This window comes from Actinophytocola sp. NPDC049390 (assembly GCF_044466355.1).
Classification (GTDB): Bacteria; Actinomycetota; Actinomycetes; order Mycobacteriales; family Pseudonocardiaceae; genus Actinophytocola.
Window position 1 is genome coordinate 1,145,015 of the sequence record NZ_JBITMQ010000001.1, and the last position, 25,021, is coordinate 1,170,035.

Consider the following 25,021-nt stretch of genomic DNA (forward strand, 5'->3'; position numbering starts at 1 on the left):
CCATGACGCGCACCGAGGATCCCCGGACCGCTCGCCAGGGGGCGGTCCGGGCGCGCGGCCGCACCACGCTCGCCCAGCGAAACGCGCGGAGCGGCCTGCTGCTGATCTCGCCGACCGTGGTGATCGTGGTGGCGGTCGTGCTGGTGCCGCTGGTGTGGTCGGTGCTGATCGCGTTCCAGCGGGTCCGGCTGATCAGCGTCGGCCGTACCGGGTTGTTCGAGAACCTGACGGTCGCGAACTTCGCGCGCGTGTTCGGCTCGGACACGTTGTGGGACACGCTGCTCACGACCGTCGTCTACACGGCGGGGTCGACGTTCCTCGCGCTGGTGCTCGGGGTGAGCGTCGCGCTCGCGCTGCGGAAACCCTTCTTCGGCAGGGGTTTCGTGCGTGCCGCGATGCTCATCCCGTACGTCGCGCCGGTCGTGGCCGTGACGTTCGTGTGGAAGGTGCTGCTCAACCCGGAGTTCGGCATCGTGAACAGCTGGGGGCGGCGGCTGTTCGGCTGGGAGGACCCGGTCGCGTTCCTGTCCCAGGCACGGGGTGAGATCTCGCTGTTCGGGCTGGACGTCCCGGTGCCGACCGCGCTGCTGACGGTCATCGTGTTCGAGGGCTGGCGGTACTTCCCGTTCGTGTTCCTGTTCGTGCTCGCGCGCCTGCAGGCCGTCCCGGGTGAGCTGGAGGAGGCCGCGACCATCGACGGCGCCACCCCGTCGCAGCGGTTCCGGCACATCCTGCTGCCCCAGCTGATGCCGATCCTCGCGGTGCTCGTGGTGCTGCGGACCATCTGGACCTTCAACGAGTTCGACGACATCTTCCTGCTCACCGGCGGTGCCGCGGGCACCGAGGTGGTCAGCATCCGGGTGTACGAACTGCTGACGGTGCAACGGAACGTCGGCGCTGCCGCCGCGCAGTCGGTGTTCCTCGCCGGTGTCCTCGTGGTCCTGCTCGGCATCTACGTGTGGCTGCTGCGGCGGCGGAACGGGGGCCAGGCATGAGCACGGCGCGGCCGTGGACCAGGGACCGGGTGGAACGCGGGATCTTCGGCGTCCTGCGGTGGGTCGTGATCGTGCTGGCCCTGTTCGCGACCCTCGTCCCGTTCTACTACATGCTGATGCTGTCGTTCCGGCCCATCGAGGATCTGCTGTTGCGGCCGGACTCGCTGCTGCCGGACTTCGGCGCGCTCACCTTCGCGACCTACGAGGAGGTGCTGAGCCCGGTCACCGAGGGCGGGCAGGGGTTCCTGTCGCTGCTCGGCAACAGCGCGATCGTCGCGACGGCGTCGGTGCTGGTGGCGCTGCTGGTCGCGATCCCGGGCGCGTACGCGGTGAGCCGCCTGGAGTTCTTCGGGCGCAGGCAGGTCAGCGTGCTGTTCCTGATGGTGTACCTGTTCCCCGCGATCGTGACCGCGATCCCGCTGTTCGTGCTGCTGACGAAGCTGCAGCTGCGGGGCTCGCTCGCGGGGCTGGTGCTGGTCTACATCGCGCAGACCGTGCCGGTCGCGATCTACATGCTGCGCAACTACTTCGAGACGATCCCGGAGAGCGTCGAGGAGGCGGGCATGGTCGACGGGCTCACCCGTCTCGGCGTGATCCGGCGCATCAGCCTGCCGCTCGCCGTGCCGTCCGTGGTGGCCACCGGCATCTTCGTGTTCATGATCGCGTGGAACGAGTTCCTGTTCGCGCTGCTGTTCCTCGTCGAACGCCGGGACCAGTGGACCGTGTCGCTGGGCCTCGCCCAGCTCTCGGGCACCGTCGAGATCCCGACCACCGTTCTGATGGCCGGGTCCGTGGTGATCACCGTGCCGATCGTCGTGCTGTTCTTCCTCACCGAACGACTGCTCTCGGAGGGCCTGACCAGCGGCGCTGACAAGGGGTGAACGGAGCGTGGCGGTCCGTCACCGTCGCTGGTCGATCTCCGCGACGATCGCGTCGTGACCGGCATCGGCGGCCAGCTGGCGGGGGAGCGCGCCGTTGCGGTCGGCGATCCGCGGGTCCGCGCCCGCGTCGAGGAGCAGGCCGACGACGGTGACGTGGTCCTGGCCGCCGTCGCCGAGCACGATGGCTTCGAGCAGGGCGGTCCAGCCGAGGTCGTTGACGTGGTTCACCGGGACGCCCGCGTCGATCAGGATGCCGACGGTCTCGACGTGGCCGTGCTCGCTGGCGGGGATGAGCGCGGTGCCGCCGTACCGGTTCGTGCTGGTCACGTCCGCGCCGTGGGCGAGGGTCGCGACGAGGATGTCGTTCAGGCCTTCCGCGCCCGCGTACAGGTAGGCGGAGTCCCGCAGGTCGTCCTTGGCGTTCGGATCCGCGCCCGCGTCGAGGAGCGCCAGCGCGATCGCCACCCGGTTGGCCTTGGTGGCGGCGACCAGCGGGGTGCGCCCGTCCGCGTCGCGGCTCTCCAGGTCGGCGCCCGCGGCGATGGCGTCCCGCACCCCCGCCAGGTCGCCCGCCGTGACCGCTGCCACGAGCTTGGCGGTGGCCGCCGGGTCCGGTGGTCGCGGTGTGGTAGGTGGCGGCGTGGTGGTCATCGGTGTGGTCTCCTTCGTGGTGGTGGACACGGGCGGAGTGGTGCTGTCGACGGGTGCCGCGCAGGCGGCGACGACGAACGCGAGCGCCGTGACAGGGATCAGCTTATGGTATACCAATTTCCTCATGACTCTCCTGGAGAACGTGAACCGATGACCGAGGTGGACGACTTCGTGCCGGAGTCCGAGCGGGTCACCCGGCGGCTGCGGGGCGAGATCCTGGACGGCGTGCGTGCCCCGGGGAGCAGGCTCGTGGAACGGGACCTGGCGGCCGAGCTGGGCGTGAGCCGGGTGCCGGTGCGCGACGCGCTGCGCGCGCTCGTGGCGGAGGGCCTGGTCACGCCCCGGCCGAGGACGTGGGCGGTCGTCCGTGAGTTCACCGCGTCCGACGTCGCGGACCTGATGGAGGTGCGGTCGGCGTTCGAGCCGCTGGCGTTCCGGCTCGCGGCGCACCGCCACACCCGCGACGGCCTGCGGCGGCTGCGTGCCGCACTCGACGAGGAGCTGGCCGCGGCGGCCGACGGCGACGCGGTCCGCGCCCGCCGCGCCGCGGCGGACTTCCACGAGGTGGTGACCGCCCTGGCGGCGAACGAGCTGCTCGGCGAGCTGGAACGGACGCTGCGCAGCCGCATGCGCTGGCTGCTCGGCCAGCACGACGACCTCGTCGCGATCGCCGAGCAGCACCGGGGCCTGTACGCCGCGATCGCGGCGCGCGACGTCGCCCGCGTCGAGCGGCTCGTGGCCGAGCACCTCGCGACCGGCCACCACCTGGCGGCGGACCGGATCGCGGGCACCTGACTCACACGGCCCACTGTACGCCGATTTGGTATACCAAATCGGCGACGTGGGTCACGTACCGCGGCGGGCGGCTCGCGTCGTGGTCAGCTGGAACAGGTCGGGGCGCGCGTAGTGGCCCGACACGTCGAGGTCGAGGTACGCGCCGTCCAGCAGAGCCATGTCGAGGTCGGTCACCAGCACGTCGCGGCGGTCGAACACCGGGCCGGTGAGCGGCGTGCCGAACGGGTCGACCACGCAGCTGCCGCCCCGGATGACCGGCTGCTCGGCGGGTACCGGGAAGCCCGGCGGATAGTCCGCGGCGACCGCGTACTGGGTCGCCGACAGCACGAAGCAGCGCCCCTCGACGGCGATGTGGCGCATGGTCGCCGCCCACGTGTCGCGTGCGTCGACGGTCGGCGCGGCCCAGAGCTCCACGCCCTGCCGGTACAGCTCGGCGCGGTAGAGCGGCATGTAGTTCTCCCAGCAGATCGCCATGCCGACCCGGCCGAGGTCGGTGTCGATCACGGCGACGTCGGACGCGTCGCCCTGGCCCCAGATCAGCCGTTCCGTGCCGGTGGGGACGAGCTTGCGGTGGTGGCCGAGCAGCGTGCCGTCCGGCGCGATCAGCAGGGCCGAGCAGTACAGGGTGTGCCCGGCCCGCTCGATCACGCCGACCACGACGTGGGCCCCGTGCGTGGCGACCGCGGTGCGCAGCCGGTCGAGGTCCGCGCCCGGGACGTCGACCGCCGACCCGCGGTAACGGGCGAACAGCGCACGCCCTTCGTCGGTGCGAGCGCCGACCGTCGCGCCGAAGGTCGCGCCCTTCGGATACCCGCCGACGAACGCCTCGGGGAACACCACCAGCTCGGCGCCCGCCGACACGGCCTCGGCGAGCAGCGCCTCGAAGCGCGTCAGCGTCTCCGGCGTGTCGAACAGCATCGGCGCGGCCTGCACCACCGCGACCCTCGTCACGGGTAGTAGCCCTCGACCGGGACCTTCGCCTCCTCGTACAGGTGCGGGCCGTCGGACGGTACGGCGGGGAGGTCACTCCCGGTGCGCAGTCCGTTGAGCTGCTCACCGGACAGGGCGAAGACCACCTGCCCGAGCCCAGAGCGGGCCAGCGCACCCGCGCACATGCCACACGGCTGGCAGCTCGTGTACATGGTGGTCTTCGCCGCCGTCGCGGGGTCCAGGTGCTGCGCCGCCCAGCGGGCCAGCTTCAGCTCCGGGTGCGCGGTGATGTCGTCGTCGGTGATGGTGGTGTTGCGTTCCTCGACCAGCACCGTGTCGTCCGGACCGGCGAGCAACGACCCGAACGGCTGGTTGCCCGCCGCCCGCGCTTCGGCGGCCAGCGCGATCGCCCGCCGCAGGTGTTCTGGGTTCACCGGATCTCCTTGTCTCGCAACGTCTCCCGGACACCGGCCAGCATGCGCCATGCCCGCTCCGGGTGCAGTGTCTCCTCGGGGTCACCCGAGAACGTGTCGAGCACGACGGCCTCGGCGCCGTCGGCACGCAGCCGTTCGAGGTCGCCGATCACCTGGTCGAGCGTGCCCTCGCCGAGCCTGCGGTCGGCCACCGGTCCTTCGGTCAGCCGCAGCAGGATCCGTGGCGCGAGGCGGGGGACCGGGCGGCCCTCGTCGGCGGCGATCTCCTTCAGGCGTGCCAGGGTCGCCTGCCAGTCGTCGGGTGTCTGGCGCAGCGGGTGCCAGGCGTCGCCGAGCCGGACCACCCGGCGCAGCGCGCCGTCGCTGTGCCCGCCGATCCACACCGGGATGTCCCCGGCGCGGTAGCCGTCGTCCCGCCACGCCTCGCGGACCGTCGTGATCAGCTCGTCGGTCAGGGCTCCCCGGCGGTGGAACGGGACACCGAGCGCCGCGAACTCCTGACGAGCCCACCCGATGCCGACGCCGAGCACGAACCGCCCGCCGCTCAGGTCGTTGAGGTTCGCGGCCATCCTGGCGACGAGCAGCGGGTGCCGGTACGGCGCGATCAGCACGGTCGTGCCGAGGGTGACCCGCTCGGTGACCCCGGCGAGCCACGACAACGTCGTGAACGGGTCGTAGAAGGGCGCCGGGTACACCGCGGCCACGTCGGGGGTGATGGCCACGTGGTCGGACACCATGAGCAGGTCGAACCCGAGGCCTTCGACCGTCCGCGCCCAGTCACGCAGCACCTCCGGCCGGGTCCCGGGCCCGAAGTTCGGGACGTTCACGCCGATCAACATGTCCGACAGACTATGTCGGCGCACCCTGCCGGATGAAGAGACGATCAACGGCGTTCGGCGGCGTTCGCCGTGGATCTCCCGGTAGGTTGGCGGAATGACCGAGACCCTTGACGCGACCGACTGGGCCATCCTCGCCGAGCTGCAGACCGACGGCCGCGTGGCGCTCACGGAGCTGGGGCGGCGGGTCAACCTGAGCGCATCGGCCACCACAGAACGTGTCAAGCGCATGGAGCAGGCCGGGATCATCACGGGCTACCGCGCCACCGTCGACCTCGACCGGCTGGGGTTCGGCGTGCTCGCGCTGGTGCGGCTGAAGTACCCCGGCAACCAGCACCAGCCGCTGCACCGCCTGCTCGCCGAACGCCCGGAGTTCCTGGAGTGCCTGCGCACCACCGGCGAGGACTGCTACACGCTCAAGGTCGTGGCCGCCTCCATGCCGCACCTGGAACAGGTCGTCAACGAGCTGACCGAACTCGGCACCACCACGACCAACATCGTCTACACGCAGACACTCCCGTTCCGCGGCATCGGCGGACCGCCGCCCGCCTGAGTGTCACAACAATTCGCGACCGGTTTCGACATTAAAAGATTGACGTCGGTCGGTCCAGTAGGCGAGTATTGGTGCACAGCAGCGAACAAAGGAGCGGTCATGGCGAGCGGTTGGAAGCGAGGTGCCTGGTCCCTGGGTGCCGTCGTCGCTGCCGGGTGCGCGTCCGACGGTCGCCGAAAGCGTTCGTACTGGGCCGGAAAAGGCAACGTGACCTGCGCGGACTCCCCGCCATGACGTAACGGTCGTCATGACACGGGAGCCGCCCATCGGGAAACCGATCCGGGCGGCTTTCTCCATTTCGCGTACCCGGAAGCACTTTTTTCCTATCGGCGAGCTTCGGAAGCGCGACGGTCTCCAAAACCGTTGGCCGGGGGTTCGACTCCCTCCGCCGGTGCGCGACACCGCCCTTTTTCGGGCATTGTTCGTTGACAACTGCACAGTCACGCGGTCGTGGTGAACTCGGCGGACACGTCGGTCTTCCAAACCGAAGAAGAGGGTTCGATGCCCTCCGGCCGCTCGCGACAACCGGCACCAGCCGGACACGCGACGGAACCCCGCGAGGGGTTCGCTCAGGTCGTTAGCTCACCAGGTCAGAGCAGCCGACTCTTAATCGGCGGGTACGGGGTTCGAGTCCCCGACGACCTACGACCGGCCACGGGCCGCTAGCTCAATCGCGCAGAGCAGCCGGCTTTACCCGGCGGGTTCGGGGTTCGAGTCCCCGGCGGCCCACGCAGCCCTGTCATTCCCTCGAAGCGCAACAGGCTGCGCGCCCGACTGTTGATCGGGAGGTACCAGGTTCGAGTCCTGGCGGGGGAGCCGCGTGTCCGGCAGGGAGCGCGGCTGGTCCGGTGGGGAAGTGCCGGACCAGCCGCGCAGGGGGATCAGACGCGACGTGCGCCGGGCTTGCCGTCCTCGGTGACGAAGGTCGCGAGCGTGTACAGCGGCGCGTCCGGGCGCAGGACCGTGTCGGAGACGCGGAACTCGGCCAGCCACCGCTCCGGCGTCACGTCGACGCGGATGTAGCCGCGCTGGTTGTTCTGCAGCACCAGGTGCGGGTTGTCCTCGGTCGGCCCGTACACGGTGGTCACGTTGGCGGGGTCGCCGCCGCTCGAGATGGACGTGCCGAGGTACTCCGTCGCGAGGGTCTCCGAGGCCGGGTCGGCGAAGTCGGCCTTCAGGTCGAACACCCAGTTGCGGTGCGCGTCGCCGGTGATGATCACCGGGTTGGCCGGCCGGTGCGCGGCGATGTGGCGCAGCAGCTGGTCGCGGTCGGCGACGTAGCCCTCGCCCCAGCTGTCCTGCGAGGTGTACTGGACGCCGGGGCCGGTCCTGCGGTCGAACGGCGCGAACTTCGTCTGGTTGCCGATGATGTTCCACCGGGCCGTCGACGTGGCGAGACCCTCCTGCAGCCACCGCTCCTGCTCGTCACCGAGGATCGTGCGGTCGGAGTCGAGCGCGCCGGGGGAGTAGCCGCCGACCGCCTGGCCCGCGTTCCAGGACGCCTGGTCCGACCGGTACTGCCGGGTGTCGAGCAGGTGGAACTGAGCGAGCGCGCCGTAGTGCACACGCCGGAACAGCTGGAGGTCCGCGCCCGCGGGCATGGACGACCGCCGCAGCGGCATGTTCTCGTAGTACGCCTGGTAGGCCGCGGCGCGGCGGGCCAGGAACTCGGCGCCGGACTGGCCGCCGCCGATGTCGTCGGCGTAGTTGTTGGTCACCTCGTGGTCGTCGGGGACGACCAGGAACGGCAGCGCGGCGTGCGCGGCCTGCAGCGCCGGTTCGGTCTTGTACTGCGCGTGCCGGACGCGGTAGTCGGCGAGCGTCATGATCTCCCGCAGCGGCGCGTGCGGCCGGTTCACCGCCGGGTTGCCCGCGGAGTCGCCCTCGTAGATGTAGTCGCCGAGGTGTACGACGAGGTCCAGGTCGGAGGCGACGATGTCGCGGTAGCCGACGAAGTGGCCCGCCGGGAAGTTCTGGCAGCTCGTCACGGCCAGCCGCAGCCGGTCCACGGCGGCGCCGGACGCCGGTGCGGTCGAGGTGCGCCCGACCGGGCTGATCGCCGGGCCGACACGGAACCGGTAGAAGTACTCGCGTGCGGGGCGCAACCCGGACAGCTCGACGTGCACCGAGTGGCCTGCCTCCGGGGTGGCCTCGACCGCGCCCCGGCGGACGATCCGGGAGAACCGCTCGTCCTCGGCGACCTCGAACCGCACCCCGAACGCCTGGGGCGGAATCCCGCCGCTGCCGTCCTCGGCGAGCGGGTCGACCGCGAGCCGGGTCCACAGCACGACGCCGTCCGGCAGCGGGTCACCGGAGGCGACGCCGAGGCGGAACGGGTGGTCGAAGTGGGACGGGGCGGCGGCGGCCCGCCCGGCGTTGGCGGTCGTCCCGCCGACGATGGCGGCGGCGGTGCCGAGACCGCCGAGCGCGAGCAGATGACGCCGGCTGAGACCGGCCGATGGCGGGGACTGTGGCGCGTCGGAACTCATGCCTGGACGCTGTCACCGCCGGGCGTGAGTTCGATCAACGGCGTGGGACGTCCTGGCGAACACCCGCTTGCCGACAGGTGGCGGCGCGGACCGGCCGCTTCGAATCGTGTCGTGGGGACAGAACGTGACGTGCCCGTGACGCAGGCGAACAGGGTCGAAAGTCCTCTATGGTCACGGCGTGTGGCCGTCGCATACTGGCTGGCGTGGTCGGGGGAAGCAGATCATTTCTCTCGGCCAAGGGAGTCCAGGAGTGCGTCGATTCACGAAATACCTCATCGGTGCGGTGATGCTGGCCGTGCTGACACTGGTCGGTTCCGCGGGGATGGCGTCGGCGGCCTCGGTCGCTCCGGTGTCGGGCATCGGTAACCCGTCGTGCGCGGGCGGGCTGAAGATCGAGCCCGTGCAGTCGGGCCAGTACGGTCCGGTGACCATCGTCGTCAGTGGACAGTCGTTCGGCTTCAGCACGAGCGGCGACGTCGTGACGTCCGTGATCGTCAAGGGCGGTCCCGGGTACAACCTCTACTCGTACCCGGCACCGGGTGTCACGTCCGACAGCGGCCTGACCGCACCCACCAACGCGAAGACCGGCCAGCCGTACGGACTGAGCCATCTCTGCTTCTTCACGGAGAAGAAGGGCGAGGACCCCAAGTAGCACACCGGTGACCGGCGCGCTCGCGTGACGCGGGCGCGCCGGCGGTCCTGGAGGTATGTGGTGTTTCGCCGGATCTTCGTCGCCGCCGCGACGCTCACGCTCGTCACGATCGCGCAGCCGACCGCCGCCGCGGCCGCTCCTGTCCCGCCGGACCTCGGCATGGCCAGGCTGACCGACCTGACGGTCACCACTACCGCGGGCGGGCAGCAGCAGCTGCGGTTCTCGTCCACCGTCGTCAACGTCGGCGCCGGTCCCTTCCTTGTGGTCGGGTCGCGTCCGGACACGGTTTCGGAGTTCGGGCTGACACAACGGATCCGGCAGTCCGACGGGTCCTCAGTGGACACCCCGGTGACCGCGACGGTGGTCTTCGCGGGAGACGGGCACGGGCACTGGCACGTCCGCGACCTGGAGACCTACACGCTGCACCGCCTGGACACCGGCGCGCCGGCCGGGTACGGCGCCAAGGGCGGCTTCTGCTTCATGGACACGACCGCCTACCGCCTTGCGCTGCCGGGGGCGCCGCAGCAGGCCCAGTACACCGACGAAGGCTGCGGCGGCGCGACCTCGACGACGCTCGCGATGGGCCTGTCCGTCGGTTGGGGCGACCGGTACGGGTGGACGCTGTCCGACCAGTACGTCGACGTCACCGGCATCCCGGTGGGGAAGTACCGCCTCCGTGCGGTCGCCGACGCGCAGGGCCGGTTCACCGAGAGCAGCCGCGCCAACAACGAGACGTGGGTGGACTTCTCACTGGCGACCCGCCGCGGCGGCCTCGTGGTCAAGGTGCTCGGGTACGGTCCGGCCGCGTGACCCCGTCGGCGGTTGTCCGGTGCGCGGATCGGGGATACGGTCACCTCCGCGAGACCCGGCCCGGGGGAGGAGCCACCGATGATCACGGACCCGACGATCATCCGGATCGGCGACGCGGTACAGCTCAACCACGAGGGTGACCGGGCAGCCGCCCGCGTCCTCTTCGCGGAGCTCTGGGACGAGATCGGCGGCGAACGAGGAGACCCACTGCACCGCTGCACGCTGGCCCACGCGATGGCCGACGCGCAGGACGACGTGCACCAGGAGCTGCTCTGGGACCAGCGTGCGCTCGATGCGGCCGACCAGCTCACCGACGAGCGCGTGGCACAGGCCGGGGTGCCGCTGTCGGTGACCGGCCTGTACCCGTCGCTGCACCTGAACCTGAGCGAGTGCTACCGCAGGCTCGGCGACCTCGCGAGCGCCCGCGACCACCTCCGCCGCGCGAAGGAGAGGATCGACATCCTGGCCGACGACGAGTACGGCCGGATGATCAGGAACGGCATGGCGGAGATCGCCGAACGACTGCGCTGACCCGACGTGGTCGAGATCCGGGACGCGACTCCCGCCGACGCGCACGCGATCGCCACCGTCCTGGTGCGGTCCTGGCGCGCCGCCTACCGAGGTCTGCTCCCCGACGACGTCCTCGCCGGGCTGTCCGTCGTCGAACGGGAACGGGTCTGGTCCGACGTCCTCACCACCTGCCCGCCGCGCACCCGCGCGGTCGTCGCCACGCTCGACGGTGACGTCGTCGGCTTCGCCGCGACCGGGCCGCCGCTCGTGCCCGCCGATCGCGCCGACCCCACGCTCGGCGACCTGTACGCGCTCTACCTCGCGCCCGACGTGTGGCGCCTCGGCATCGGGACCCGGCTCCACGCGGCGGCCCTCGAACGGCTCCGGACCTGCGGCTTCACCCACGCCGGCCTGTGGGTTCTCGACACCAACCACCGTGCCCTGCGCTTCTACCACCGCCACGGCTGGACCGACACCGGACGATCCCAGCTCGACCGCGGGCCCGGCGGCACCGAGCTGAACGAACGACGCCTCCACCACGACCTGACGGTCGGCTCTTGAGCTGGAGCGCGCTCCAGGCCCTAGCGTCGGCGCCATGGAGTATCGATTCCTGGGCAGGTCGGGTCTTCAGGTGAGCGAGCTGTGCCTCGGCACGATGATGTTCGGCGAGCGGACCGACGAACCGACGAGCCACCGGATACTGGACATGTTCGCCGAGGCCGGCGGCACCTTCATCGACACGGCGGACGTCTACGGCCACGGCCGTGCCGAGGAGATCCTGGGCGGCTGGCTGAGGACGCGTCGCCGCGCGGACTACGTCATCGCCACGAAGACGTTCGGGGAGATGGGCCCGGGCCCCAACGAACGCGGCCTCTCACGCAAGCACATCCTCGACGCCGTGCGGGCCAGTCTCCGCAGGCTGGGCACGGACCACATCGACCTGTACCAGCTGCACGTCTGGGACGACGGCACGCCGCTCGAGGAGTCGCTGTCCACCCTCGACGGGCTGGTGCGGGAGGGAACGGTCCGCTACGTCGGGGTCAGCAACTTCACCGGCTGGCAGCTGCAGAAGGCCGTCGACATCTCGGCGATGCGTGGCTGGGAGGTGCTGGTGTCCCTGCAGCCCCTGTACAACCTGCTCGACCGGGAGGCGGAGTGGGAGCTGTTCCCCGTCTGCCGCGCGGAAGGGCTGGCCGTGCTCCCGTGGTCCCCGCTGCGGGCGGGCTGGTTGTCCGGTGCGCACCGCCGGGGCGCGACCGCTCCGGTGGCGGGCAGCCGCGTCGAGGCAGGGGCCGAAGCCGGGGTGGTCCCGTGGGGCGGCTACGCCACCGAACGCACGTGGCGCGTGCTCGACGAGGTGGCCGCGATCGCGAGCGAGACCGGGCGCACCGCGGCACAGGTGTCGCTGCGCTGGCTGCTGCAACGCCCGCCGGTCACCGCTCCCATCATCGGCCCGCGCACCCTCGACCACGCGAAGGACAACCTGGCCTCGATCGAATGGACGCTGGCCCCCGAACAGGTGGACCGTCTCACCGCCGCCAGCGAGCCCGAAAGCCTGCCGTACCCGTACGGACTGCTGACCCGCTTCGTCCGGCGCTGAGCCCGTCCGCCCGCGGGCCCGACCACCAGCGGCGCGACGCGAACGCGGCCAGCCCGGCGCCCGCGGCGTTGAGCAGCACGTCGTCCACAGAGGACACCCGGTCCAGCTGGAGGACGAACTGCGCGGTCTCGACCAGGACCGAGCAGCCCGCCGCGAGCACCAGGACCCGCGGTGTCGACGCGAGCGCTGCGAACCGCAGCGGGACGAAGACCCCCAGTGCCGCGAACACCAGCAGGTTGCCGACGATCTGTCCTGGCGACATCGCGAACAGGTCCCGCAGCGGTACCAGGCTCAGCCGACCGGTCACCTCGCCCGCCCGGCTGCCCGGCAACAGGATCATCCACACCCACGGCACCGTCCCGTAGATCATGCCGACCTCGGCCAGCGACGCGCGCCAGGCCCACGACCGCGAGGCGCCCTCGGCGACCCGTCGGCGCGCCAGAAGCCACACCACCAACGTGGTCAACGGCAGCACGGCGACCGTGATGACCACGACGCCGGTGAACGTGCCGACCCAGCCGGCCCACCCCTCGAACACGCCACCTCCCCGGTTCGGTGCAGGCCGAATCTACGGGTGCGGCACCGGAGCCGGAGCGAGGCGTCTGCTACGGTGCCAGTATGCAATATATTAGCCGGATGGACCGGGTCCGGCTCAGCGACCAGGCGCTCGGTGCCATCAGGCGGGCGATCGTGGTGGGTGAGCTGGCGCCGGGGACGCCGGTGAAGGACGTGGAGCTGGCCGCCCGGATGGGCCTGTCACGCACGCCGGTCCGGGAGGCGCTCGCCAGGCTGACGGACGAGGGGCTGATCGAGTCCAAGCCGCACAGCTACACGCGGGTCACGCCGTTGGACGCCGACGCGGTCCGGGACGCGCACGCCGTCGTGCAGTCCATGCACGGGCTGGCCACGCGGCTGGCCGTGCCCCGGCTCACGGCGGCGCACCTGGACGCGATGCGCGAGGCGAACACCCGGTTCGCGGCCGCGGTCGACGGCGGAGCGCTGGAGGACGCCATCGACCGCGACGACGCCTTCCACGGCGTGCTGGTGACGGCGTCCGGGAACGCGGCGGTCGCGGCCACGGTCGGGCGGTACACGCCGTTGCTGCACCGCGCGATCTACCTCTACTTCCGGTCCCCGCTGGGCCGGGACTCGGCCCCGATGCACGACCGGATCATCGCCGCGTGCGAGGCCGGTGACGCCACCCTCGCGGCCGGGCTCGCCGAGCGGAACTGGGCGAACCTGGCGGTACTGCTGGAGGAGAAGCAGCCATGACCTTCGCGACGTTCGAGCGCTACCCGTTGCTGCTCGGCCCGTCCCCGATCCACCCGCTCGAACGCCTCACCGCGCACCTGGGCGGCGCCGAGCTGTGGGCCAAGCGCGAGGACCTGAACTCGGGACTCGCCTTCGGGGGCAACAAGACCCGCAAACTCGAGTACCTCGTCGCGGACGCGCTCGCCAAGGGCTGCGACACGCTCGTGTCGATCGGTGGCGTGCAGTCCAACCACACCAGGCAGGTCGCCGCCGCGGCCGTGCGGGCCGGCTGAAGTGCGTGCTGGTGCAGGAGAAGTGGGTCGACTGGGAGGACCGGGGCTACGACCGGGTCGGCAACATCCAGCTGAGCAGGCTGATGGGCGCCGACGTCCGGCGCGACCCGTCCGGCTTCGGCATCGAGGTCAAGGAGTCCTGGCAGCGCGCGCTCGAGGACGTGCGTGCCGCGGGTGGCACCCCGTACTCCATCCCGGCGGGCGCCTCCGATCACCCGCTCGGCGGCCTCGGCTTCGCCGACTGGGCCGACGAGGTCGCGCGGCAGGAGCGTGCGCTGGGCGTCTTCTTCGACACGGTCATCGTCTGCTCGGTCACCGGCAGCACCCAGGCGGGCATGGTCGCCGGTTTCGCCGGGCAGGACCGGAAACGGCGGGTGATCGGCGTCGACGCGTCGGCCAAACCCGCCGAGACCCTGGACGCGATCCGCCGGATCGCCAAGCAGACCGCCGAACTGCGCGGCACGTCCGTGTCGGACGACGACGTGGAACTGGACGAGCGCTACCACGCCGGGATCTACGGCATCCCGGACGACCAGACCATCGCGGCCATGAAGCTCGCCGCCCGCACCGAGGCGATGATCACCGACCCGGTCTACGAGGGCAAGTCGATGGCCGGTCTGATCGACCTCGTCACCAGCGGCGAGATCGGCCGGGACGCGCGCGTGCTGTACGCACACCTCGGCGGCCAGCCCGCGCTGAACGCGTACTCGGAACTGGCGTTCTAGGACGCGGACAGCGCACGGGCGCACGCGTCCAGCCCGTACTCGCTGGACGCCTTCACGAACACCACGTCGCCCGGGGTGATCAGTTCGGTGGCCACGCGGACCGCCTCCGCCACGTCGTCGACCGGGTGCACCGCGACGCCGGACGCCGCCCGTGCCATGGCCCGGGGATCGCCGTCGCCGACCGCGATCAGCACGTCGATGCCGAGGTCGGCGACCAGCCTGCCGACCTGTTCGTGCCTGGCCCGTGCGGCGTCGCCCTGTTGCCCCATCGCGCCGAGTACCGCGATGGTGCGGCGGTCCGCGGCCAGCGCCCGGAACGCGTGCAACCCGGCGCGCATGGACTCCGGGTTGGCGTTGTAGGCGTCGTTGACGACGGTGACGCCGTCGGGCCGCTCGGTGATCTCGAAGCGGCCCGGAGACCGGCGCGTGGCCGCGTTCAGCCCGGCGGCGATCTCGTCGGTCGACAACCCCAGCGCGACGGCGGCCGCCGCGGCACCCAGCGCGTTGGCCACCTGGTGCTCGCCGACGAGGTCGAGCGCGACCCGCGCCCGGCCCGACGGCGTGACGAGGTGGAACGACGGCCGTGCGCGGTCGTCCGCACGCACCTCCTCGGCACGCACCGCCGACGCCTTGCCGTACCACAGGATCCTGCCCGCGGTGCGGTCCGCCATGCCCACCACGTACGGGTCGTCGGCGTTCAGCAGCGCGTACCCGTCCGGCTGCAGCGCCGCCACCAGCTCGCCCTTCGCCTCGGCCACGTCCGCCAGGCCGCCGCCCATGCGGGACACGTGGGCCGCACCCACGTTGAGCACGAGGCTCACGTGCGGCGGCGCGATCCCGGTCAGGTACGTCAGGTCGCCCTTCCTGCCCGCGCCCATCTCCAGCACCAGGTACCGGGTCCCGGCATCGGCCCGCAGCACGGTGAGCGGCAGCCCGAGCTCGTTGTTGAACGAGCGGTCGGTCGACACCGTCGGCGCGTGCCGTTCGAGGATCTGGGCCAGCAGGTCCTTGGTGGTGGTCTTGCCGACGGAGCCGGTCAGTGCGATCACCGTGCAGTCGAGGCGGGTGAGCACGTGCCCGGCCAGCACGCCCAGCGCCGCCTGCACGTCCGTCACCACGATCGCGGGCACCCCGACGGGACGGGCGGCCAGCACGGCCACGGCGCCGCCCGCCACCGCCCTGGCCGCGTAGTCGTGCCCGTCGACCCGGCTGCCGACCGTCGCGGCGAACAGGCCGCCGGACACCACCTCCCGCGAGTCGACCGCCGCCGGACCCGTCACCAGCGCCTCCGGGTCGGGTACCGCGTCCAGGCGTGCGTCCAGGACCTGGGCGATCTCCGCCAGCGTCATCGGGATCACGCGCCGCTCCTCGCCAGTGCCAGGCCGATGAGCCGGTCCAGCAGGTCCGGGTAGGACAGCCCGCTGGCCGCCCACCCCCTGGCGTAGACGGAACGGGCGGTGAAGCCGGGCATCGTGTTGATCTCCAGTACGTACAGGCGGCCCGTGTGCTCCTCGTAGAGGAAGTCGACGCGGGCCAGGCCGTAGGCGCCGATCGTCCGGTACGCGTGCAGGGACAGCTCGCGCACCTCCTCTGCGACCGGGCCGGGCAGCGGCGCGGGCACCGTGGCCAGCTCGTAGTCGCTGAGGTACTTGGACTTGTAGTCGAGCCAGTCGCCGCGACGGTTGAGCTCGACGGCGACCGAGGCGGCGGGGGTGTCGTGGTCGCCGAGCACGCCGCAGGTCAGCTCGCGGGCGACGACACCCTGTTCGACGACCGCGACCCGGTCGTAGCGCAACGCCAGCTCGACCCCGGCGTCCAGTTCCGCCATGGAGGTGACGCGGGAGACGCCGATGGAGGAGCCCATGTTGGCGGGCTTGACGAACAGGGGCCAGTCGAGCGACTTCACCAGGCCCTGCCGGTCGGACGTGGTGCGCCAGTCGTGCTCGCTGAACCAGACGTGCGGGGTGACCGGAATGCCTTCGGCCTGGAACGCCCGCCGCATCGCGGTCTTGTCCATCGCCACCGCCGAGGCCAGGACGCCGCAACCCACGTACGGCAGGCCGAGCGCCGCCAGGTGTCCCTGCACGACACCGTCCTCACCGAACGGGCCGTGCAGCACCGGGAAGACGACGTCCACCGCACCCCTGCGCAGCTCCGTCGACCAGCCGCCCTGCCGGTCGATGACGACGAGGACGGGGTCGTACCGGTCCGTCGGCAGCGCGTCGAACACCGCCCGCGCCGACTGCAGCGACACCTCGTGCTCGGCGGATGGTCCGCCTGCCAGCACCGCCACGCGCAGGCGTTCAGTCATGATCACCCGGGCAGTGTCGGAGTTCGCGTTGACCGGCCACCAGAGCATTTACTGGTCATTTTCTGGTCTGCTGAACGAGCAGGATCTCCCTCTACCGTGCCGGGCCATGCGCACCATCGGGTTGATCGGCGGGTTGAGCTGGGAGTCGACGGTCATCTACTACCAGGTCGTCAACCAGCGGGTACGTGCACGCCTCGGCGGCAGCCATTCCGCCAACAGCCTGATCTGGTCGGTCGACTACACGATCGTCGAGGACCTCATCGTCGCCGGCCGCTGGCACGAGGTGGGCGAGCTGCTCGCGGCCGCCGGCGTCCGGTTGGAGGCCATGGGCGCCGAGCTGCTTCTCATCTGCAGCAACACTTTCAGCCGGGTGAACGACGACGTGGCGCGGGCGGCGAGTGTGCCGGTGCTCCACATCGCCGACGCCGTGGGCGCCGAGATCAGTGCCAGGGGGCTGCGCACGGTCGGTCTGCTGGGCACCCGCTTCACGATGGAGGAGCCCTTCTACCGGGACCGGTTGGCGGAGCACGGCTGCGACGTGCTCGTCCCCGGACGGGACGAACGCGAGCTGGTCCACCGCGTGATCTTCGAGGAGCTGATCCGCGGGGTGCTGCGACCCTCGTCCAGACAGGCCTACGTGCGGACGATCGCCGGCCTGGCCGACCGGGGCGCCGAGGCCGTCGTGCTCGGCTGCACCGAGATCGAGCTGCTCGTCACCGACGAGGACACGGCCGTCCCGTTGCTGCCGAGCGCCCGGCTGCACGCGGAGGCGGCGGCCGCCTTCGCCCTGGGTGCTACCCCGACAGTTCTCGGCGCCAGAGGTCTTCGCTGATGCGTTCGACCCCGGCGACCAGGTGACGGCGATACGTGCTGAACGACAGGCCGAGGCGTTCGGCGGCGACCTCCTGGGTGGGGGCGCCACGCAGGTAGGTCATGTCGAGGGCGCGGTGCGGCTTGGCGGCCCTCGGGTCCCGGCCCAGGGCGCGGATGGCGTCCTCGACCAGTTCGCGCAGCGCGCCGACGGGGTCGGCGCGGCCTGCGAGCAACCGGCTGCGGGTGAGCGGGTTGCGGGCCAGCTCCGCGTGTTTCGACAGGTGCCGCAGGGTTTTGCGGACGGCGTCGGCGAACTCGTCCTGTGACAGCACCGTCAGCTCGGGTTCGTGCTGGACCATCGGCTCCCGCGCACCCGACAGCACGCGGTCGAGCCACACCCGCGCCGGTACGGTTCGCCAGTCGTGCGCGGGTGGTTCGGCACCGAACGACCACGCCAGGTGGTCCGAGCGCAGCAACCAGCCCACCGCACGCCAGCGGATCAGGCTCACGACCGGCGACGTGCCCCCGCGCCGCGCACGCACCCAGCTCCGGTGGACCGCCAGGTGCTCGCCGGGCCGCGGCGGAGCGGTGGCGCGGGCGTGCGCCCAGGCCGCGGCGACCACCGGATCCGCCTCCGAGTCCCGTTCCGACGCCACACGGAGCCACGCGGAGACGCCCGCGAGTTCGCCGTCCGCGATGGTGCGGTAGAGGCGGAAGGCGTCCGGCTGCCGCGTCGTCCAGTGGGCGACCACCTCCGCCGCGTCCCACTCGGCGGCCAGGCGCAGCACGTCGTCGGCGTCCTCGGGCCGGAACACGTCCTCGTACACCTCGTCCACCGCGCGCCAGACGTGCGGCCCCGGTGCCCGGCCTTCGGCGCGGTGCAGGTAGAACAGCGAGCCGACGGCGCGGAGCACGTCCGCGTCGTCGGCGGCGTGGATCCGCTCCGTCAGGTGGGCCCTGACGCGCAGGCGCAGGTCCGCGTGGCCCTCGGGGTCGCGCCAGCGCAGGTCGGCGTCGAGGGCCTGCCGTACGACGTCGTGGGGGAACAGCCCGAACGGGCTCGACTCGACGAACGGCAGCCGTCGCAGCCAGGAGAACAGCGCCGCCGCGTCCGCACCGGGCAGCACCGCGCGCAGCACGTCCTGTGTGGACCGGTAGGTGAGCGCGCAGACGTCGAGGGCCTGCCGGTGAGCGGGACCGGGCACGTCGCCGACGACGTCGTCGAGCAGGGCGGCGACCAGGTCGTGGGGCCGGCGGCCGTCGAGCACGGCCGCCGCCCCGAGCGTCAACGCGAGCGGGTGCCCACCCGCGAAGGCCAGCAGCTGATCACGCAACACACCGGCCACGCCGCGGGACTCCAGCAACGCGTCGGCGTCCATGGGGTCCAGGTCGCCCAGCCGGATGACCCGCACCACCTCGGCCCAGCCCGGGTCGGCCCGCCACGTCACGTCCGGGGCCACCCGCCCGGCCACGACGACGACCGCGCCCGCAGGCAACCTCGGCAGGAACCGCTCACGCAGCCACCCCGCCAGACCGTCCAGGCGCTCGATCGCGTCGACCAGCAGCACCGCGCGTTCGTCGGCGAGGACTGGCCCCGCCTCGGCCAGGAACGCCGTGGGGGAGGGGACGAGCACCCGTCCGTCCAGCACCGTCACCGTGCGCCCGGCCTCCGCGGCCCGCTGGGCGAAGCACCGCAGCAGCGCCGACTTGCCGACGCCGCCGGGGCCGTGCACGAACAGCACCCCGCCGCCGCACAACGCCTCGTCGAAGGCGGCGCGTTCCTCCTTCCGCCCGACGAAGGCACGCAGCCGCGCGGCCTGGAGACGTCCGTGCAGGGCACCGAGTGGTTCGGTCACGACGACCACGATCGACGCCGAATGTGCGTGCGCCGTCCGCGGTGTGTCACGGTTTCTCGACAGCCGCATGCCGACGTTCGGCCACGGAAGGGTGAGCTGCGCTTATAGGATCCCCACGCGATGGACTCGGGGTGACGGTCGGATGGGGTGCGGACGTGGGGTGGCAGTTCGGCCATTACCGGATGGAGGGGTTGATCGCCCGAGGTGGCATGGGCGAGGTGCACCGCGCCTACGACACCCAGCACGACCGGGTGGTGGCGGTCAAGCTGCTCAACGCACACCTCGTCGACGACGACGAGTTCCGGCGGCGGTTCATCCGTGAGGCACGTGCCGCGGCCCGGCTCCGGGAGCCGCACGTCATCCCCATCCACGCGTACGGCGAGATCGACGGACGCCTGTACCTGGACATGCGGCTCGTCGAAGGCGACGACGTCAGCACCCTCCTGGCGCGGCACGGGTTCATGGCGCCCTCGGCCGCCGTCGACCTGGTCGTGCAGGTGGCCGGCGCGCTCGACGCGGCCCACGCCGACGGGCTCGTACACCGCGACGTGAAGCCGTCGAACGTGCTGCTCGACGCCGGTGGCTTCGCCTACCTCGTGGACTTCGGCATCGCCCGGTCCATGTCCGCCAGCTCCGCCATCACCGGCATCGGTGTCCCGGTCGGGACCGTCGCCTACATGGCGCCCGAACGGTTCCAGCCCGACAGCCTGGTCGACCACCGCGCGGACGTCTACTCGCTCGCCTGCCTGCTCTACCAGTGCCTCGCCGGGTCGGCGCCGTTCCCCGACGAGAACCCGTTCGCCCTCATGCAGGCCCACCTCCACCGGGAACCGCCGCGGCTCACCGACCGGCGGCCCGACCTGCCACCCGCGTTGGACCACGTCATCACGACCGGCATGGCGAAGAACCCCGCAGACCGGTACCAGACCGCGGGGTGCCTGGCCGTGGCGGCCAGGCACGCCCTGGCGCGGCAGGCGTCCCGCCCAGCCACGGTGCCGGTGCCCCTGGCGCCCCTGCCACCACACCGCGCCGGGCGGTGGTGGCTCGTCGGCGCCGCGGTCGCGGTCGTGGCCGCGTTGGCGGGCGCGGCGGTGCTCATCGGCCTTGCCCGCTCGGACGGCGACGGAGCGCCCGAGAGCCGGTCGACGACGACCACGAACGAGACCACCACCCGTCCCGACCCCCCGGACGCCGAGCTCGCGGTGTCGGTCCCGATCAGCACGCCGGACTGCGACGGCAGCTACATCGTCATCGTGGGGTCCGCCGTGAACCCCGACGAGTACCCGCAGGACGTCCAGGCCTTTCTCGACGCCAAGCCCGGCGCGGGCTACCTCCACGCCCCCTCGACCGGGTGCGGGTCACTCCGGCAGCGGATCGACGGCGCGGACATCTACTCCGTCTACTACGGACCCTTTCCCGACGAGGCCGAGGCCTGCGCCCGCCGCACGACCGAGGGCGGCGACGCCTTCGTCCGCAGGCTGGACAACACCTCCTCACCGGAGAAGGCGGTCAGCTGCGGCTGACGGTGTGCCGACGCCCGTGTGGACGGACCATCGTCGTCGTCTGACCGCACGAACCCGGTGCGGGGAACGGCCTATTTCCCATCAAGACGGTTCGTAATACGTTTACCGTACGTAATGGATGTTTGTCAGTGAGTTCCCAACCCTGCGGGAGGCCCTGTGACGTCCACCGTCGTACACCGCGCACTGGACGGCAGGCGCTACGAGCTGAGCGGCACCCTGGACCTCGGGCAACCGAGCACGTCCTCGGTGCGGGTCACCGTGCGCGGCCGGACCCACGAACTCGTCGCGGGCGTGAGCGGACTCGCCGAGGAGGTGGCCGCGGCCCTCGGTGTGACCGGGTTCGACGAGGAACTGGCATTCGCGGGCGGCACGCTGCTCATCGGCCGCACCCGCCGCGTCGAGCCGGGTTCGCGGATCACCGAGAACATCCTCGTCGCCGTGTGGCGCGGGCGGCGGCACTGCCTGGTCAGCCACTTCTACGACACCACCACCGCGGCGGCCGTCGAGGCACTCGCCACGCTCGGCGTCACCGAACACGACGACGGGATCGCCCTGCGGCCCACCGGGGGCAGCGCCGTGGTCGCGCCCGCCGCCGTGGTCAAGGAGGTGCCGTCGCTCGGCCTGCTGGAGATGACCGTCCCGTCGGCGCCGCAGGCGACGCGCCTGCCCGAGTGGAAGGGCGCCAGGACCCGCTCCGGTGAGCTGTTCTCCGACCGGATGTCCAACGGCGAGCCCTACTTCGTCCTCGCCGGCGAGGACACGTGGACGACCGTCCTCCCGCTCGCCGACACGGACCTCGCGCGGGTGCCCGCACTGGTGGACCAGCTCGGCGCGCGCCTGCTCGGCGACCGGTGACGCGGTCGTGTTCCCCGTCAGCGTCGCGGCCTACGTCGTCCTGTTCGTGCTCGTGATCGCGGTGGCGGAACGGGTGCGCGCGCCCCGCGCCCTGCCCGCCGCGCTCGCCGCGCACCGGACCGTGCCGCGCCGCGCGATCCGGCCGGTGGCGGTCGCGGTGACCGTCGCCGAGGCGGCACTCGCCCTGCTGGTGCTCGCCGGGCCGTCCTGGCTCGGTCTCATGGCCGCCGCCGTGCTGTTCGCCTGCTACGGCGGATATGCCTGGTACGTCACGGAAAGCGGCCGTGGCGGACCGTGCGGCTGCGGCGGGGCGGACGTGCCGATGGGACACTGGGTGACCGGCCGGGCGTTCGCACTCGCCGCGCTGGCCGTGGTCGCCGGGGTGGCGGGCGACGACGTGCTGCCGCTGACCCGGTTCGACGAGCGCCTGCTGCTCGTCCTGCTCGCCGCGGCGACGATCGGCACCTTGCTCTGGCACCTGCCCGCCGCCATGACCCGACACCCGGAGGTGGTCCGGTGAGCTTCCAGACCAGCGCGTTGATCGTGACGTGGGTTGCCCTGCTGCTCCTCGCTTTCGTGGTGGCCGGGCTGGTCCGCCAGGTGCACGCGTTGCAGGCGGGCGCGGGCCCGCGCCCGGTCGCCGCCGGGTCGCGGACCGGGGAACCGGCGGACCTCGCGCGGTTCGGCGTGACCGGGCCCGCCGTCCTGCTGTTCCTGCGCGCCACGTGCCACACGTGCGTCGAGGCGCTGGCGGAGACCGTCGAGGTGGCGGGGGACCGGCTGACCGTCGTCGCGCTCTACGAAGGACCGGCCCCGGACCCGGCGCCCGGCGTCGTCGCGCTCGCCGACCAGGGCCACCTGTTCGCGGGCTACGGCGCGCTCGCCACCCCGTTCGCGGTGCTGACCGGTGCGGACGGCCGGATCGCCGCCGCCGCGCCCGTCGGGTCCAGGGCGGCCGTCCGTGCACTGCTCAACCCGGTGATGGAGGTTCGATGACCGACGTGATCACGGTGCCCCCGTTGCGTGGCACCGACCCCGGCATGCCCGTCGAACCACGTACGCGCGGCAGGCGGTTGCGCTGGGCGGGCTGGGCGCCGACCAGACGGGCCGTGCTGCGGGCGGGCACCGTCGCGGGGCTGACCGTGCTCGGCGGCGTGTTCCCCTCGGTGCGCAGGGCGGTCGCCGACGGCTACGACATCTACCCGAAATGTCCGTCCTACGCCGCCGACCACAACTGTTCGCCCGGCTGCGGGCCGAGCACGATCTTCGCCGACGCGTGCGTTACCTCCGGCACGAACACCGGGTTCCACAAGAACGACCAGGTCACGTGGCGGCTGCGGCCCAACGCCTGCCTGTCCGGCAGCTACGACGGCTGGATGTGGCGCTACGACCAGGCGTGCGGGGCGTGCACGTGCCACGTCGAGCGCCGCTGCCACGACGGCTACCGCAAGACCGGCTCCGGCTGGGTGAACTCCATCTGCCGGTGGACCACCGAATGCGGCTGCCCGTCGTCGGTGAGCTGGCCCTCGGTGTCCTCGGGCGCCTCCGGCGCCACCGTGACCGCGATCCAGCACCTGCTGACCCACCACCGGTTTCCGACCACAGTGGACGGTGCGTACGGCCCGGCGACCACTCAGGCGGTTCGCGACTTCCAGGCGGCGCGCGGCCTCGCGGTCACCGGCGAGGTCGGCCCCGCCACGTGGCCGTCGCTCGCGGTCACCACCCGCCAGGGCAACAACGGCAGCCACGTGCGTGCCACCCAGGTGGAGCTCAACCGCTACGGCTACAAGCTGGTCGTGGACGGCATCTTCGGCTCGGGCACGTTCGCGGCCGCCTCGGACTTCCAACGGCAGAACAGGATCACCGTCGACGGCATCGTCGGACCCACCACGTGGCGCACCCTCACCGGTGGCGCGGTGTGACCCCGTCAGCTCCCGCGTTCCGCCGCGGGCTGACCCACCCGGCGGCGGCGCTGCTCCTGGCACCCGCCGCGGTCGCCCTGGCACTGGCCGGGTGGGCGGTCGCCGTGTGGGCGGTGCTGGGCGGGCTCGCGGGGTACACGCTGTCCGGCTCCGTTTGAACGAGGAACAGCGCGTTCGCGCTGACCTCGCCAGGTTGGCGGGGCAGGACGAGGCAGGGCACGGCGCTCCTGCTGTTCGACACCGGGCTGGTGCTGGGTGCGCTGCTGAGCGCGCTCGTGCTGTGGGTGGTCAGCGGCCTCGCCACGCCGGTGCCCGAGGTCGTGCGGTACGGGATCGTCGTCGCGGTGACCGTCGCCGGGGTGCTGCGGGACGCGGGCGTGGTGCGGTTCCCACTGCCGCAGAACGCGCGGCAGGTCCCACAGGACGTGCTGACCGGTGACGTGGCGCGGGGTTCGCTGCGGTTCGGCTTCGAGATGGGCACCGGGGTGCGCACCTACGTGTCGTCCACCGTGCCGTACGTGCTGGTGGCCGCCCTGCTGTTGACCGGACCCGGCTTCGTGACCGCGGTCGCGACCGGCGTGGGCTTCGGCCTCGGGCGGGCGCTCACCCCGACGGCGCGGTACGTGAGCCGGGACGGCGAGACGTGGGACGACGTGCTGTACCGGCACCTGCCCGCGATCAAGGTCGTGAGCGGGGTGGCGGTGGCCGCCGCACTGGCCGTCCTGCTGCTCGTGCCGCGCTGATCGGCGCACGCCGACCCGCGTACGCTCGCCGTGCGCGGCTGGGGCGAACACAGGGGAGTTGTCGATGTCGGACGTCTACGAGATCGTGCTGACCGTGGATCTGGTGCCGGAGATCGGTGACCCGGAGCTGGCCGAGTTGCGGTGGCACCTGGGGGCGGGGCCGCGGCCGGAGACGTACCCCATGGGCAGCGACAACCACGTCGAGACCTTCCCGCTCGGCGACCCCGCGGACCCGGACTGCCAGTGGGAGACTGCCGAACCGGAGCCGTTGTTCGCGGGGCGCGGCGCCGCACACCGCGTCGGCGGGGTGCTCGTGTCCGAACTGGTCGGCGGGCCGAGCGGGTGGGCGTTGACGGTGCGTCAGGAGGTGCACCCGGACGCCTTCTCGCAGTTGCGGACGTTGACGGACTGGCTCGGCCGGCACGCGCGGACCGCCACCCCGTTCGTCGGGTACGTGCGGTTCCACGAGGACGTCGAGGTCTCGCCGCTCGTGCTCCGGAACCGGGAGATCGCCCTCCCCGACGCGGTCCAGGCACACCTGCTCGACTGGGAGTGACGTGCGCGCGGGCCGCCGGTGGCGTTACTGTGCGGCC

At 72.0% G+C, this 25,021-nt stretch carries 29 protein-coding genes, 5 tRNA genes and 1 pseudogene; 26 read left to right on the plus strand and 9 right to left on the minus strand.

Going from position 1 to position 25,021, the window contains the following annotated elements; all coding sequences use genetic code 11:
- The first annotated feature begins 2 nt into the window (after positions 1 to 2).
- On the plus strand, positions 3 to 995 hold the full coding sequence (locus ACIBVP_RS05080) for a carbohydrate ABC transporter permease (RefSeq protein ID WP_396104658.1): 993 nt from the start codon (positions 3 to 5) through the stop codon (positions 993 to 995).
- The gene (locus ACIBVP_RS05085) at positions 992 to 1,876 is read left to right on the plus strand and encodes a carbohydrate ABC transporter permease (protein WP_396104659.1); all 885 of its coding nucleotides are present in this window, start codon (positions 992 to 994) and stop codon (positions 1,874 to 1,876) included. The genes ACIBVP_RS05080 and ACIBVP_RS05085 overlap by 4 nt, the downstream gene beginning before the upstream one ends.
- 18 nt (positions 1,877 to 1,894) lie before the next feature.
- Here ACIBVP_RS05085 and ACIBVP_RS05090 read toward each other — a convergent pair whose 3' ends face one another.
- On the minus strand, positions 1,895 to 2,527 hold the full coding sequence (locus ACIBVP_RS05090) for an ankyrin repeat domain-containing protein (protein ID WP_396104660.1): 633 nt from the start codon (positions 2,525 to 2,527) through the stop codon (positions 1,895 to 1,897).
- Between ACIBVP_RS05090 and ACIBVP_RS05095 the strand changes: the two genes are divergently transcribed.
- Together ACIBVP_RS05095 and ACIBVP_RS05100 are read left to right on the plus strand one after the other, a co-directional pair.
- On the plus strand, positions 2,517 to 2,681 hold the full coding sequence (locus tag ACIBVP_RS05095; protein ID WP_396104661.1) for a hypothetical protein: 165 nt from the start codon (positions 2,517 to 2,519) through the stop codon (positions 2,679 to 2,681). The genes ACIBVP_RS05090 and ACIBVP_RS05095 overlap by 11 nt on opposite strands.
- Positions 2,678 to 3,322 (plus strand): GntR family transcriptional regulator, encoded by a 645-nt coding sequence (locus ACIBVP_RS05100; RefSeq protein ID WP_396104662.1) that lies wholly within the window; start codon positions 2,678 to 2,680, stop codon positions 3,320 to 3,322. The genes ACIBVP_RS05095 and ACIBVP_RS05100 overlap by 4 nt, the downstream gene beginning before the upstream one ends.
- A 51-nt stretch (positions 3,323 to 3,373) precedes the next feature.
- On the opposite strand, the gene ACIBVP_RS05105 is transcribed toward ACIBVP_RS05100, so the two are convergent.
- The 3 genes from ACIBVP_RS05105 to ACIBVP_RS05115 are packed head-to-tail and all read right to left on the minus strand — an operon-like array spanning position 3,374 to position 5,525.
- Complete coding sequence (locus ACIBVP_RS05105) at positions 3,374 to 4,273, minus strand: carbon-nitrogen hydrolase family protein (RefSeq protein WP_396104663.1); 900 nt, start codon at positions 4,271 to 4,273, stop codon at positions 3,374 to 3,376.
- Entirely contained in the window at positions 4,270 to 4,686 is a 417-nt protein-coding gene (locus ACIBVP_RS05110; RefSeq protein WP_396104664.1) for a nucleoside deaminase, read from the minus strand. Before ACIBVP_RS05110 ends, ACIBVP_RS05105 begins: the two co-directional genes overlap by 4 nt.
- Positions 4,683 to 5,525, minus strand: coding sequence for an LLM class flavin-dependent oxidoreductase (locus tag ACIBVP_RS05115; RefSeq protein WP_396104665.1), 843 nt, complete (start codon positions 5,523 to 5,525; stop codon positions 4,683 to 4,685). Before ACIBVP_RS05115 ends, ACIBVP_RS05110 begins: the two co-directional genes overlap by 4 nt.
- Positions 5,526 to 5,619: 94 nt before the next feature.
- On the opposite strand from ACIBVP_RS05115, the gene ACIBVP_RS05120 reads away from it, so the two are divergent.
- From ACIBVP_RS05120 to ACIBVP_RS05145, 6 genes are all read left to right on the plus strand, one after another.
- Positions 5,620 to 6,075, plus strand: coding sequence for an Lrp/AsnC family transcriptional regulator (locus ACIBVP_RS05120; protein WP_396104666.1), 456 nt, complete (start codon positions 5,620 to 5,622; stop codon positions 6,073 to 6,075).
- A 325-nt stretch (positions 6,076 to 6,400) separates the two neighbouring features.
- A tRNA-Trp gene (locus ACIBVP_RS05125) sits at positions 6,401 to 6,469 on the plus strand.
- A gap of 50 nt (positions 6,470 to 6,519) precedes the next feature.
- Positions 6,520 to 6,592: transfer RNA gene (locus ACIBVP_RS05130), tRNA-Gly, on the plus strand.
- Positions 6,593 to 6,646: 54 nt separating this feature from the next.
- Positions 6,647 to 6,720: transfer RNA gene (locus ACIBVP_RS05135), tRNA-Lys, on the plus strand.
- 11 nt (positions 6,721 to 6,731) lie between these two features.
- Positions 6,732 to 6,804: transfer RNA gene (locus ACIBVP_RS05140), tRNA-OTHER, on the plus strand.
- A 14-nt stretch (positions 6,805 to 6,818) separates the two neighbouring features.
- Positions 6,819 to 6,891: transfer RNA gene (locus ACIBVP_RS05145), tRNA-Asn, on the plus strand.
- 65 nt (positions 6,892 to 6,956) lie between these two features.
- On the opposite strand, the gene ACIBVP_RS05150 is transcribed toward ACIBVP_RS05145, so the two are convergent.
- Positions 6,957 to 8,564, minus strand: coding sequence for an alkaline phosphatase D family protein (locus ACIBVP_RS05150; protein WP_396104667.1), 1,608 nt, complete (start codon positions 8,562 to 8,564; stop codon positions 6,957 to 6,959).
- A gap of 250 nt (positions 8,565 to 8,814) precedes the next feature.
- Between ACIBVP_RS05150 and ACIBVP_RS05155 the strand changes: the two genes are divergently transcribed.
- From ACIBVP_RS05155 to ACIBVP_RS05175, 5 genes are all read left to right on the plus strand, one after another.
- Positions 8,815 to 9,216: a hypothetical protein gene (locus ACIBVP_RS05155; RefSeq protein WP_396104668.1), complete on the plus strand. Its 402-nt coding sequence runs from the start codon at positions 8,815 to 8,817 to the stop codon at positions 9,214 to 9,216.
- A gap of 60 nt (positions 9,217 to 9,276) precedes the next feature.
- Positions 9,277 to 10,026, plus strand: coding sequence for a lysyl oxidase family protein (locus ACIBVP_RS05160; RefSeq protein WP_396104669.1), 750 nt, complete (start codon positions 9,277 to 9,279; stop codon positions 10,024 to 10,026).
- 78 nt (positions 10,027 to 10,104) lie between these two features.
- On the plus strand, positions 10,105 to 10,557 hold the full coding sequence (locus ACIBVP_RS05165; RefSeq protein WP_396104670.1) for a hypothetical protein: 453 nt from the start codon (positions 10,105 to 10,107) through the stop codon (positions 10,555 to 10,557).
- Between the two features lie 6 nt (positions 10,558 to 10,563).
- Positions 10,564 to 11,097, plus strand: coding sequence for a GNAT family N-acetyltransferase (locus ACIBVP_RS05170; RefSeq protein ID WP_396104671.1), 534 nt, complete (start codon positions 10,564 to 10,566; stop codon positions 11,095 to 11,097).
- Positions 11,098 to 11,131: 34 nt separating this feature from the next.
- Complete coding sequence (locus tag ACIBVP_RS05175) at positions 11,132 to 12,136, plus strand: aldo/keto reductase (RefSeq protein ID WP_396104672.1); 1,005 nt, start codon at positions 11,132 to 11,134, stop codon at positions 12,134 to 12,136.
- On the opposite strand, the gene ACIBVP_RS05180 is transcribed toward ACIBVP_RS05175, so the two are convergent.
- A complete protein-coding gene (locus ACIBVP_RS05180) occupies positions 12,066 to 12,674 on the minus strand; it encodes a VanZ family protein (RefSeq protein ID WP_396104673.1) in 609 nt (202 codons plus the stop codon). The genes ACIBVP_RS05175 and ACIBVP_RS05180 overlap by 71 nt on opposite strands.
- A 98-nt stretch (positions 12,675 to 12,772) precedes the next feature.
- On the opposite strand from ACIBVP_RS05180, the gene ACIBVP_RS05185 reads away from it, so the two are divergent.
- Both ACIBVP_RS05185 and ACIBVP_RS05190 read left to right on the plus strand, forming a co-directional pair.
- On the plus strand, positions 12,773 to 13,408 hold the full coding sequence (locus tag ACIBVP_RS05185) for a GntR family transcriptional regulator (RefSeq protein ID WP_396104674.1): 636 nt from the start codon (positions 12,773 to 12,775) through the stop codon (positions 13,406 to 13,408).
- Positions 13,405 to 14,405: pseudogene (locus ACIBVP_RS05190) on the plus strand (1-aminocyclopropane-1-carboxylate deaminase). Before ACIBVP_RS05185 ends, ACIBVP_RS05190 begins: the two are co-directional and overlap by 4 nt.
- Here the strand turns inward: ACIBVP_RS05190 and murF are convergent.
- Together murF and ACIBVP_RS05200 are read right to left on the minus strand one after the other, a co-directional pair.
- Complete coding sequence (gene murF, locus ACIBVP_RS05195) at positions 14,402 to 15,754, minus strand: UDP-N-acetylmuramoyl-tripeptide--D-alanyl-D-alanine ligase (RefSeq protein ID WP_396104935.1); 1,353 nt, start codon at positions 15,752 to 15,754, stop codon at positions 14,402 to 14,404. The pseudogene ACIBVP_RS05190 and the gene murF overlap by 4 nt on opposite strands.
- Positions 15,755 to 15,759: 5 nt before the next feature.
- Positions 15,760 to 16,716, minus strand: a complete 957-nt coding sequence (locus ACIBVP_RS05200; RefSeq protein ID WP_396104675.1) for a D-alanine--D-alanine ligase family protein — start codon at positions 16,714 to 16,716, stop codon at positions 15,760 to 15,762.
- Between the two features lie 106 nt (positions 16,717 to 16,822).
- Here ACIBVP_RS05200 and ACIBVP_RS05205 point away from each other — a divergent pair, with 106 nt between their 5' ends.
- On the plus strand, positions 16,823 to 17,548 hold the full coding sequence (locus ACIBVP_RS05205; RefSeq protein WP_396104676.1) for an aspartate/glutamate racemase family protein: 726 nt from the start codon (positions 16,823 to 16,825) through the stop codon (positions 17,546 to 17,548).
- On the opposite strand, the gene ACIBVP_RS05210 is transcribed toward ACIBVP_RS05205, so the two are convergent.
- Entirely contained in the window at positions 17,511 to 19,385 is a 1,875-nt protein-coding gene (locus ACIBVP_RS05210; RefSeq protein WP_396104677.1) for an AAA family ATPase, read from the minus strand. The two genes, ACIBVP_RS05205 and ACIBVP_RS05210, sit on opposite strands and share 38 nt — an antisense overlap.
- Positions 19,386 to 19,516: 131 nt before the next feature.
- Here ACIBVP_RS05210 and ACIBVP_RS05215 point away from each other — a divergent pair, with 131 nt between their 5' ends.
- The 8 genes from ACIBVP_RS05215 (at position 19,517) to ACIBVP_RS05250 (ending at position 24,984) form a co-directional block, all read left to right on the plus strand.
- Positions 19,517 to 20,908, plus strand: a complete 1,392-nt coding sequence (locus tag ACIBVP_RS05215; RefSeq protein ID WP_396104678.1) for a serine/threonine-protein kinase — start codon at positions 19,517 to 19,519, stop codon at positions 20,906 to 20,908.
- A gap of 156 nt (positions 20,909 to 21,064) precedes the next feature.
- Positions 21,065 to 21,763 (plus strand): hypothetical protein, encoded by a 699-nt coding sequence (locus ACIBVP_RS05220; RefSeq protein ID WP_396104679.1) that lies wholly within the window; start codon positions 21,065 to 21,067, stop codon positions 21,761 to 21,763.
- Positions 21,764 to 21,770: 7 nt separating this feature from the next.
- Positions 21,771 to 22,283, plus strand: coding sequence for a MauE/DoxX family redox-associated membrane protein (locus tag ACIBVP_RS05225; protein WP_396104680.1), 513 nt, complete (start codon positions 21,771 to 21,773; stop codon positions 22,281 to 22,283).
- On the plus strand, positions 22,280 to 22,759 hold the full coding sequence (locus tag ACIBVP_RS05230) for a hypothetical protein (RefSeq protein WP_396104681.1): 480 nt from the start codon (positions 22,280 to 22,282) through the stop codon (positions 22,757 to 22,759). Before ACIBVP_RS05225 ends, ACIBVP_RS05230 begins: the two co-directional genes overlap by 4 nt.
- On the plus strand, positions 22,756 to 23,685 hold the full coding sequence (locus ACIBVP_RS05235; RefSeq protein ID WP_396104682.1) for a peptidoglycan-binding protein: 930 nt from the start codon (positions 22,756 to 22,758) through the stop codon (positions 23,683 to 23,685). Before ACIBVP_RS05230 ends, ACIBVP_RS05235 begins: the two co-directional genes overlap by 4 nt.
- Entirely contained in the window at positions 23,682 to 23,843 is a 162-nt protein-coding gene (locus ACIBVP_RS05240; protein ID WP_396104683.1) for a hypothetical protein, read from the plus strand. The genes ACIBVP_RS05235 and ACIBVP_RS05240 overlap by 4 nt, the downstream gene beginning before the upstream one ends.
- Before the next feature lie 90 nt (positions 23,844 to 23,933).
- Positions 23,934 to 24,428 carry a hypothetical protein gene (locus tag ACIBVP_RS05245; protein WP_396104684.1) on the plus strand — a complete coding sequence of 165 codons (495 nt, stop codon included), beginning with the start codon at positions 23,934 to 23,936 and terminating at the stop codon, positions 24,426 to 24,428.
- A 64-nt stretch (positions 24,429 to 24,492) separates the two neighbouring features.
- Positions 24,493 to 24,984 (plus strand): hypothetical protein, encoded by a 492-nt coding sequence (locus tag ACIBVP_RS05250; protein WP_396104685.1) that lies wholly within the window; start codon positions 24,493 to 24,495, stop codon positions 24,982 to 24,984.
- Positions 24,985 to 25,021 lie beyond the last annotated feature (37 nt).

Excerpts from the sequence above, each read along its gene's own strand:
- ACIBVP_RS05080 (WP_396104658.1), top strand. The coding sequence starts at position 3 with ATGACGCGCACCGAGGATCCCCGGACCGCTCGCCAGGGGGCGGTCCGG.
- ACIBVP_RS05085 (WP_396104659.1), top strand. The coding sequence starts at position 992 with ATGAGCACGGCGCGGCCGTGGACCAGGGACCGGGTGGAACGCGGGATC.
- ACIBVP_RS05090 (WP_396104660.1), bottom strand. The coding sequence starts at position 2,527 with ATGACCACCACGCCGCCACCTACCACACCGCGACCACCGGACCCGGCG.
- ACIBVP_RS05100 (WP_396104662.1), top strand. The coding sequence starts at position 2,678 with ATGACCGAGGTGGACGACTTCGTGCCGGAGTCCGAGCGGGTCACCCGG.
- ACIBVP_RS05115 (WP_396104665.1), bottom strand. The coding sequence starts at position 5,525 with ATGTTGATCGGCGTGAACGTCCCGAACTTCGGGCCCGGGACCCGGCCG.
- ACIBVP_RS05120 (WP_396104666.1), top strand. The coding sequence starts at position 5,620 with ATGACCGAGACCCTTGACGCGACCGACTGGGCCATCCTCGCCGAGCTG.
- ACIBVP_RS05150 (WP_396104667.1), bottom strand. The coding sequence starts at position 8,564 with ATGAGTTCCGACGCGCCACAGTCCCCGCCATCGGCCGGTCTCAGCCGG.
- ACIBVP_RS05165 (WP_396104670.1), top strand. The coding sequence starts at position 10,105 with ATGATCACGGACCCGACGATCATCCGGATCGGCGACGCGGTACAGCTC.
- ACIBVP_RS05175 (WP_396104672.1), top strand. The coding sequence starts at position 11,132 with ATGGAGTATCGATTCCTGGGCAGGTCGGGTCTTCAGGTGAGCGAGCTG.
- ACIBVP_RS05185 (WP_396104674.1), top strand. The coding sequence starts at position 12,773 with ATGGACCGGGTCCGGCTCAGCGACCAGGCGCTCGGTGCCATCAGGCGG.
- murF (WP_396104935.1), bottom strand. The coding sequence starts at position 15,754 with ATGACGCTGGCGGAGATCGCCCAGGTCCTGGACGCACGCCTGGACGCG.
- ACIBVP_RS05200 (WP_396104675.1), bottom strand. The coding sequence starts at position 16,716 with ATGACTGAACGCCTGCGCGTGGCGGTGCTGGCAGGCGGACCATCCGCC.
- ACIBVP_RS05205 (WP_396104676.1), top strand. The coding sequence starts at position 16,823 with ATGCGCACCATCGGGTTGATCGGCGGGTTGAGCTGGGAGTCGACGGTC.
- ACIBVP_RS05235 (WP_396104682.1), top strand. The coding sequence starts at position 22,756 with ATGACCGACGTGATCACGGTGCCCCCGTTGCGTGGCACCGACCCCGGC.
- ACIBVP_RS05250 (WP_396104685.1), top strand. The coding sequence starts at position 24,493 with ATGTCGGACGTCTACGAGATCGTGCTGACCGTGGATCTGGTGCCGGAG.